This is a genomic window from Inquilinus limosus, assembly GCF_002195995.1.
Taxonomy (GTDB): Bacteria; Pseudomonadota; Alphaproteobacteria; order DSM-16000; family Inquilinaceae; genus Inquilinus; species Inquilinus limosus_C.
The window spans coordinates 118,641-127,333 of sequence record NZ_NHON01000008.1; the positions used below are offsets into that span (position 1 = coordinate 118,641).

Genomic DNA, 8,693 nt, shown 5'->3' on the forward strand with positions numbered 1-8,693 from the left:
AAGATTTCGGCCGAGTGGATCCATGGCTGTCAGATGAAATCTTTTTCAGCGCCGGCTGCGGCGGCCATTGATGTCATCCGTTCGCATGATGCGGCGGATGGCCGGGCCGGATAGGATCCGCCCGCACGGCCGCGGGGCGCGGCGACCAGGCGGGGGGCTTCGATGGCCGACTTCTATGGCGACGACAATCCCAACGATCTCCGGGGCACGGACGCCGCCGACACGCTCTACGGTGCCGGCGGCAACGACAGGCTGACCGCCTATCACGGCTACGACACCCTCTATGGCGGGGCCGGCGACGACCTGCTGATTGCCTATGACGATGGCGGCAACAACCTGTTTTTCGGCGGCGACGGCATCGACACCGTGGACTACTCCGGGGCCGGACGGAGCAGCGGCGGCGCGACAGTCTGGATCGACAGCAGGTATTACGGCGGTCCGGGGGCGGCCCACGGGGACCGGATCTACCAGGACGTCGAGAACATCATCGGCACGGAATACGACGACACTCTGACCGGCTCCGCCGGCGACAATGTCCTGACGGGCGACGGTCAATCCGGCAGCGGCGACGACGAGCTCCGCGGTGCCGGCGGCGATGACACGCTGCTTGGCGTCCGCGGAGATGACCGGCTGTATGGCGACACCGGCGCCGATGTCCTGGGCGGGGGTGACGGCGAAGACCTGATGCGCGGCGGGGACGGAGACGACCTGATGGTCGGCGGAAGCGGGGCCGACATCCTGATCGGCGGCGCCGGCATCGATACAGCGTATTGGCACGACAGCACCGTCGGCGTGACCGTCTCGATCGGCGATTTCTGCACCGGCGGCGAAGCCGAGGGAGACCTGGTCGCGCCGGATGTGGAGAACCTCGTAGGCTCGAGCTATGCCGACATCCTGACCGGCTCGGATGCCGCCAACCTCCTCACGGGCGCGAACGCCGCTTGGTTGACCGACGTGGGCGATATCCTGTCGGGCCTCGGCGGCAACGACACTCTCCAGGGCTATGACGGCAACGACGTGCTCCGCGGCGGGACGGGGGCGGACCGGCTCGACGGCGGCCGCGGCATCGACACCGCCAGCTACTTCACCAGCAGCACCGGGGTCGTGGTCAACCTGGCCGCAGGCACCGGCCGGGGCGGGGAGGCCGAAGGGGACACCCTGACCGGCATCGACGTCGTTTCCGGCAGCCAGGGCAATGACAGCATCGTCGGCGACACCTACGCCAATGTCCTGCAAGGCTGGGGCGGCAGCGACGTGCTGGCCGGGGCCGGCGGCAAGGACACGCTGACGGGCGGCGCCGGCGCCGACCGCTTCGTCTATGGCAGCGCGGCGCAGAGCGTGGTCGGCGCCAATGCCGACCGGATCACCGATTTCAGCCACGCCCAGGGCGACCGGATCGACCTGTCAGCGATCGACGCCAGCACCGCGGCCGCCGGCAACCAGGCGTTCCGCTTCATCGGCACCGGCCTCTACACCCGCCACGCCGGCGAGCTGCGCTACGCCTTCAACGGCGCGGATACGACCATTGCCGGCGACCTGAACGGCGACGGCGTCTCCGACGTCCATATCGTGCTGGCCGGCCGGGTCGTCCTTCAGGCCGGCGACTTCGTGCTGTAGCGGCTGGAGCGGGAAGAGGTTCGGCCCGATCGGGTCACTCGACCTCACCAAGACGGTGTGTTGTTGCGTCTCCCGCTTGCGAGACCTTTTCATGACGCCCATCCCTCGCTGTCGTTGCGAGCGCAGCGAAGCAATCCAGGGGCCAGTGCGTACGGCCCCTGGATTGCTTCGCTGCGCTCGCAATGACGGTGTTTGGAATTCTGAAACGGTCTCGCAAGTGAGAGGCAACGCGAAGACGCTCGGCATCCGGTCAGTCGCTGCCGCAACGCACTGACGTGACCGGACCTCAACTCATCCCGCTCAGCCCAGCTTGCGCAGCAGATCGATCAGCGCCGCCTGCTCGGCCTCGGTCAGCGGCGCCAGCGTCTCCGCGGTGATGCGGTGGGCCAGCGGCGCGACGCGCTCGGCCAGGGCCTGGCCGGCGGGACTCAGGGCCACCTCCAGCCGGCGGCCATCCTCCGGGTCCGGGCGGGTCTCGATCAGGCCGCGCCTGCCCAGCCGGTCGACCACGCCCTTGATCGTCGCCGCGTCCATGGCGGTGCGGCGGCCGAGGCGGTTCTGCGAGCAGGGGCCGCGCTCCAGCAGCTTGGCCAGCACCGCCCATTGCGTCGCCGTCAGGTCCTGCTCGCCGATGCCGGCGGCGAAGATCGCCGCGTGGCGCTGGCTGACCTGGCGCAGGATGAAGCCGATCTGGTCGTCGAGGATGTAGGCGTTGGGCCCGCGCGCGGCGATGGTCATGGCCGGTTCCTATCACACCGCAAGATAGGCGTCGCGGATCTCCGGCTGCGCCTCCAGCTCCGCCATCGTGCCGCCGAAGCGGATGCGGCCGGTCTCGATGATGTAGGCGCGGTCGCTGATCAGCCGCGCGAAATGCAGGTTCTGCTCGGACAGCAGCACGCTCAAGCCCTCGCGCTTCATCGCCAGGATGGCGTCGGCCATCTGCTCGACGATCTTCGGCGCCAGCCCCTCCGACGGCTCGTCCAGCAGCACCAGGGACGGGTTGCCCATCAGGGTGCGGGCGATGGTCAGCATCTGCTGCTCGCCGCCGCTCATCCGCCCGCCGGGGCGGCGGCGCATCTCGGCCAGGTTGGGGAACAGGGCGTAGAGCCGCTCCGGCGTCCAGGTCGGCGCGCCCGGCCGGGGCGGCTGCAGCCCGACCGCCAGGTTCTCCTCCACCGTCAGGTCGGTGAAGATCCGCCGGTCCTCCGGCACATAGCCCAGCCCGGCCCGGGCGATCTCATGTGTCGGCCTGGCGGCGATATCGGCGCCGCGGAACAGGATCTTCCCTTCGCGCCGCGGCACCAGCCCGACCAGCGAGCGGAAGGTGGTGGACTTGCCGGCGCCGTTGCGGCCGAGGAAGGCGACGACCTCGCCCTGGCCGACCTCGAAACCGACATCGAACAGGATGTGCGCCGGGCCGTAATGGGCGTTGAGGCCGGAGACCGAGAGCGTCATGCGGTCACCTCTTCCCGATGCTTGGCGTCATACAGCAGCCCGTCGCCGAGATAGACCGCGCGCACCTGCGGGTCGCGGCGCACCGCCTCCGGCGATCCCTCGGCGATCAGCGCGCCGCGGTTCAGCACCATGACCCGGTCGGCATGCTCGAACACCACATCCATGTCGTGCTCGGTGAACAGCACGCCGATCCGCCGCTGCCGCGCCACCGTTGCTGTCAGCCGCATCAGCGCCACCCGCTCCTTCGGCGCCATGCCGGCGGTCGGCTCGTCCATCAGCAGCAGCTTCGGCGCGTTGGCCAGCGCGATCGACAGCTCCAGCCGCTTGACGTCGCCATAGGCCAGCTCGCCGCAGGCCCGCTCCGCCGCGTCGCCCAGGCCGACGAGGTCGAGCAGTGCGTCGGCCTCGTCGCGATAGGCGCGGCCGGCGAAGTTCAGGCCGAAGCGGCGGTGATGCGACAGCAGCGCTACCTGGACGTTCTCGCGCACGGTCATCGAGGCGAAGGTGGCGGCGATCTGGAAGGTGCGGCCGACGCCCAGGCGCCAGACCCGGCGCGGCGCCAGGCCGGTGATGTCGCGTCCCTCCAGCTTGACTCGGCCGGCATTGGGCCGGATCTGGCCGTTCAGCATGTTGAAGCAGGTGCTCTTGCCGGCGCCGTTCGGGCCGATCAGGGCAAGGATCCCGCCGGCCTCGAGCGTGAAGTCGACGCCGCGCACCGCCGGCACGCCAGCATAGGATTTGGCCAGGCCTTCGACCTGAAGCAAAGGCGCGCTCATTCCGCGGCCTCCATGCGCGAGGCGGCGGAGATCGAGGCAGGCGGCTTCCGCCGCCGGGCCCGCCACTCCTCGACGAAGCCGACCAGCCCCTTGGGGAAGGCCACGACCAGCAGCACGATGATGCCGCCCAGCACCAGCTTCGACAGGTCGGTCTGGCTGACCAGCCAGATCGCCAGCGCCTTGTAGACGATGGCACCGAAGACCGCGCCGGAGACGGTCTCGATGCCGCCCAGCAGCACCATCACCAGCCCGTCGATCGACAGCGGGATGCCGAGATTGTCCGGGAAGACGCTGCCCTTGAGGAAGGCGAACAGCGCCCCGGCCAGCCCGGCCATGGTGCCGGCGGCCAGGAAGGCCACCCATTGCACCCCGGCCCGGCCGATGCCGATCGCCTCCGCCCGCTGGGTCGAATCCCGCACCCCGCGCAGGGCGAAGCCGAAGGGCGAGAAGGTCAGGATCCGCAGCAGGGCGATGCCGGCGGCGGCCACCGCCAGCGCCAGCCAGTAGAAGCCGGCCGGGTTCGCCGCCCAGGCGGAGGGCCAGATCCCCAGCATGCCGTTGTCGCCGCCGGTCACCTCGACCCATTGCGTCGCCACCGACCAGGTGATCTGGGCGAAGGCCAGGGTCAGCATGGCGAAATAGACGCCGGACAGGCGGACGCAGAAGGCGCCGAACAGCGCCGCGCCGAGCAGCCCGAACAGCGGCCCGGCCAGGAGCGCCGCCTCCATCGGCAGTCCCATCGCCTTGACCGCGAAGGCGGCGCCATAGGTGCCGAGGCCGAAATAGGCGGCATGGCCGAAGGAGGCGAGGCCGCCGGTGGTCATCAGGAACTGCAGGCTGGCGGCGAACAGGGCGAAGATCGCGATCTCGGTCGCCACCGCCAGGGCATAGCCGCCGGCCACGGTCGGCAGCAGCGCCGCGACGATGAGGGCGGCCAGCAGCGCGATGCGCTCGCCCGGGGCGAAGGGCCGCCATGGGCGGATGGAAATGCCGACGGTGGGCCGCGCCGCCGCCTCCGGCCTGCCCAGCAGGCCCCAGGGCCGCACCACCAGCACGCAGGCCATCACCAGGAACACCAGCACCAGCGAGATGGTGGGGAAGACCAGGATGCCGAAGGCGTTCAGCTCCGACACCAGCACCGCGGCGATGAAGGCGCCGGGCACGCTGCCGAGGCCGCCGATCACCACCACGACGAAGACCTCGACGATGATGCGCAGATCCATGGTGTGGGTGACCGCGTCGCGCGGGATCTGCAGCGCCCCGCCCAGCCCGGCCAGGAACACGCCGAGGGCGAAGACGCTGGTGAACAGCCATTTCTGGTTCACGCCCAGCGCCGCGATCATGTCGCGGTCCTGCGTCGCGGCGCGCACCAGCACGCCCCAGCGGGTGCGCCGGAACAAGAGCCACAGCAGGCCCAGCACGACGGGGCCGAGCACGATCAGGAACAGATCGTACAGCGGCAGCCTCTGGCCCAGGATCTCGACCGCGCCGCGGAAGCCCGGTGCGCGGCGGCCGACCAGATCCTCCGGTCCCCAGATCAGCACCGCCAGGTCCTGCACCATCAGGGTGACGCCGAAGGTGGCCAGCAGCTGGAACAGCTCCGGCGCCCGGTAGATCCGGCGCAGCAGCACGATCTCCAGCAGGGCGCCGAGCGCCGCCACGATCAGGGCCGCGGCGACGAGCCCGCCCCAGAAGCCGAGCGCGCCGGAGAAGCGTTCGGTCAGGGTGTAGGCGAGGTACGCGCCCAGCATATAGAAGGCGCCATGCGCGAAGTTCACGATCCGCGTCACGCCGAAGATGATCGACAGGCCCGACGCCACCAGGAACAGCGAGGCGGCGCTGGCGAGTCCGGTCAGGAACTGGGCGACGAGGAAATCCACCAAGCCTCTCCCGTTATTTTTAGTCCCCCCTCCCCCTGCGGGAGGGGGATAGGGGGAGGGGGTTGCTGATGCAGGGCTCCGGCATTGCCGGTTCAGAACTGGGCTGGGTCCAAGCCGTTCGAGCCGGTTCTCGTCGGCTCGAACCCCCTCCCCCTAGCCCCCTCCCGCGAGGGGAGGGGGGACGAGGAGGGCTATTCCGCCGGCCGCAGCTTGGCGACCTCGGCGTCGGTCGGCAGGTATTGGGCGCCGTCGCGGTACTCGAAGCCGGTCATCACGCCCTTGCCGTCCTCGACCGTGGTCTTGCCGACGAAGGCGCCCAGGGTCGACTGGTGGTCGATCTTGCGGAAGGTGATGGGGCCGAACGGGCTGTCGACGCCGATGCCCTCGGCCGCCGCGATCATCTTGTCGGGGTCGGCCGACCCGGCCTTGGCCAGGATCGCCGCGATCGACTTCATCGTGGTGTAGCCGACGATCGAGCCCAGCCGCGGGTAGTCGCTGTACTTGGCCTGGTAGGCCTTGAGGAAGGCATCATGCGCCGGCGACTTGATCGCGTACCAGGGATAGCCGGTGACGATCCAGCCCTCCGGCGTCTCGTCCTTCAGCGGGTCGAGATATTCCGGCTCGCCGGTCAGGAAGCTGACCACCGACCGGTCGTCGAACAGGCCGCGGGTGTTGCCCTCGCGCACGAACTTCACCAGGTCGGCGCCGAAGGTGACGTTCAGGATCGCCTCGGGCTTCGACGCGGCCAGGGCCTGCACCACCGCGCCGGCGTCGATCTTGCCCTGCGGCGGCCACTGCTCGTTCACCCATTCGATGTCCGGCCGCTTGGCGGACAAGAGCTGCTTGAACACCGCCACGGCCGACTGGCCGTATTCGTAGTTCGGCGCCACCGTGGCCCAGCGCTTGGCCGGCAGCTTCGCCGCCTCCTCCGCCAGCATCGCCGCCTGCATGTAGTTCGACGGGCGCAGCCGGAAGGTGTAGCGGTTGCCGTTGGTCCAGGTGACGGCGTCGGTCAGCGGCTCCGCCGCCATGAAGAACACCTTCTTCTGCTTGGCGAAGTCCGACACGGCCAGGCCGATGTTGGAGAAGAAGGTGCCGGCCAGGATGGTGACGCCCTCGGACGACACCAGCTCGTTGGCGGCGGTCACGGCGTCGGCCGGCTTGCCGCCATCGTCCTTGGAGATCACGACCAGCTTCTGGCCGTTCACGCCGCCGGCGGCGTTGACCTCGTCGATCGCCAGCTGCCAGCCCTTGCGATAGGGCTCGGTGAAGGCCGGCAGGCCGGAGTAGCTGTTGATCTCCCCGATCTTGATCTCCTGCGCCCCGGCCGAAGCCGGACCCCAGAGCGCGGCGGCCAGCGCCAGCACGGCCGCGACGTGAAACCTTCTCATCCCTGTCTCCTTCGTGTCCCGGCCGGTTCAGCCATTCCCTGTTTTTTATCGTCCAACCCGCGGCCGCTCCATCCCCTCACCCTCCCGCCGCCTTCGGCGTCGGGGCCCTCCCTCTCCCCAAGGAGAGGGAATGTTCACCTCTCCTTGGGGAGAGGTCGGAATCGCGTCAGCGATTCCGGGTGAGGGGGCGGCGCAGGCCTTGCCATCCTCGCGGCACATCCGTCAGCGGAGGCCGTCCTCCCCCTTGATCTGGTCCTTGGTCAGCCCGCCGACCCGGGGCAGGGGGCGGCCGCTGTCGGTCACCGCCACCGCGACCATGATCTCGCCGGCGCGCGGCGCATCGGCGATGCGCACCTCCATGCCGTCGAAATGGCTGCGGACATAGGCGGCGTCCTTGTGGCCCAGCGGGATGTCCAGCGCCACCCCCGGCCCGCCGCGCTTCTTCGAGGACGGGATCAGCGCGGCGCCCTTGCCCAGCACCTTTCGCACCGGCGTGCCCAGCTTCGGATGCAGGATCGCAGCGGCATGCTCCAGCTCGCCGTTCTCGCCGACCGCCGCGGCCTTGCCGTAGCTCTCCGCCGCCGGGCCGTCGATGCCCAGCGCCGCCACCGCCTTCGCGGCCAGCAGCGCGCCCAGCTCCTCGCCGATCTCGAACAGCTCGGTCAGGTCTTCGGCATAGCGTCCGGCGAAGGGGTTCTCGATCACCGCCACGGCGGCGGCGCGGCGGGTCGGCGGGGTGACCGGCCGGCCCATCTCCGTCACCGTCTCCTCGACGACCGTCACGATCTTGCGGATCTTCGCGCTCATCTGAGACCGTCCTCGCCCTTGATCTCGCTGGCCTTGAGCCCGCCGACGCGGGCATGGATGCGGGCGCCGGTGGTCATCACCAGCACCAGCGCGATCTCGTCCGCCTTCGGGCCGTCGGGCACGCCGACCTCCATCGCGTCGAAATGGCTGCGGACATAGGAGGCGTCGATATGCGTCACCGGCACGTCCAGCCGCGCGCCAGGCCCGCCGACCTTCTTGGCCGAGGGCACGATCGCCTTGGCGCCGCCCAGCGCCTCGCGCATGGCGTAGCCGCCGGGGACATGCCACAGCGCGCCATGCTCCAGCTCGCCGGCGGCGCCGACGATGGCACCCTTGCCGTAGCCCTGAATCGCCTTCGGGTCGCCGCCCAGCGCCCGGATCAGCTGCTGCGCCATGGCCAGTCCCAGCGGCTTCAGGTCGTCCATGAAGCCGGCGATTTCCTCGACATAGCGGCCGGCGAAGGGGTTGCGGATCACGGCGATGATGGCGCCCCGCCGCAGCGGCGTCGTGGATGCCGGCCCGCCCTCGTGGAAGATCTCCTCGACGGTGACCAGGCGCTTGCGGATCTCGACCTCAGGCATGGATCAGGCTCTTTGCTTGGTTTCATTGTCCCCCCTCCCCTTGCGGGAGGGGGGCAGGCGGAGGGGGTTCGTGACGGTGGAACGGCTTGCCAGGATGGGGGCGGGAGTTGCCTCGGCGTTGTCCCGCCGGATCTCTTCGATCGACAACCCCCTCCCCCTAGCCCCCTCCCGCAAGGGGAGGGGGGA

At 69.9% G+C, this 8,693-nt stretch carries 8 protein-coding genes; 1 reads left to right on the plus strand and 7 read right to left on the minus strand.

The features are described from left to right. Positions 1-162: 162 nt before the first annotated feature. Entirely contained in the window at positions 163-1,617 is a 1,455-nt protein-coding gene (locus BWR60_RS38620) for a calcium-binding protein (RefSeq protein WP_088150212.1), read from the plus strand. Between the two features lie 300 nt (positions 1,618-1,917). On the opposite strand, the gene BWR60_RS06580 is transcribed toward BWR60_RS38620, so the two are convergent. The 7 genes from BWR60_RS06580 to BWR60_RS06610 all read right to left on the minus strand — a co-directional run bounded on the left by BWR60_RS06580 (position 1,918) and on the right by BWR60_RS06610 (position 8,507). Next, on the minus strand, positions 1,918-2,355 hold the full coding sequence (locus BWR60_RS06580) for a MarR family winged helix-turn-helix transcriptional regulator (RefSeq protein WP_088150213.1): 438 nt from the start codon (positions 2,353-2,355) through the stop codon (positions 1,918-1,920). Positions 2,356-2,367: 12 nt separating this feature from the next. Beyond that, positions 2,368-3,072, minus strand: coding sequence for an ABC transporter ATP-binding protein (locus tag BWR60_RS06585; RefSeq protein WP_088150214.1), 705 nt, complete (start codon positions 3,070-3,072; stop codon positions 2,368-2,370). Continuing rightward, positions 3,069-3,848 (minus strand): ABC transporter ATP-binding protein, encoded by a 780-nt coding sequence (locus BWR60_RS06590; protein ID WP_088150215.1) that lies wholly within the window; start codon positions 3,846-3,848, stop codon positions 3,069-3,071. The genes BWR60_RS06585 and BWR60_RS06590 overlap by 4 nt, the downstream gene beginning before the upstream one ends. Beyond that, complete coding sequence (locus BWR60_RS06595) at positions 3,845-5,728, minus strand: ABC transporter permease (RefSeq protein WP_088150216.1); 1,884 nt, start codon at positions 5,726-5,728, stop codon at positions 3,845-3,847. The genes BWR60_RS06590 and BWR60_RS06595 overlap by 4 nt, the downstream gene beginning before the upstream one ends. A gap of 191 nt (positions 5,729-5,919) precedes the next feature. Then, on the minus strand, positions 5,920-7,119 hold the full coding sequence (locus BWR60_RS06600; protein ID WP_088150217.1) for an ABC transporter substrate-binding protein: 1,200 nt from the start codon (positions 7,117-7,119) through the stop codon (positions 5,920-5,922). 222 nt (positions 7,120-7,341) lie between these two features. Further along, on the minus strand, positions 7,342-7,926 hold the full coding sequence (locus tag BWR60_RS06605; RefSeq protein WP_088150218.1) for an amino acid synthesis family protein: 585 nt from the start codon (positions 7,924-7,926) through the stop codon (positions 7,342-7,344). Next, positions 7,923-8,507 carry an amino acid synthesis family protein gene (locus tag BWR60_RS06610; protein ID WP_088150219.1) on the minus strand — a complete coding sequence of 195 codons (585 nt, stop codon included), beginning with the start codon at positions 8,505-8,507 and terminating at the stop codon, positions 7,923-7,925. The genes BWR60_RS06605 and BWR60_RS06610 overlap by 4 nt, the downstream gene beginning before the upstream one ends. Between the last annotated feature and the right edge of the window lie 186 nt (positions 8,508-8,693).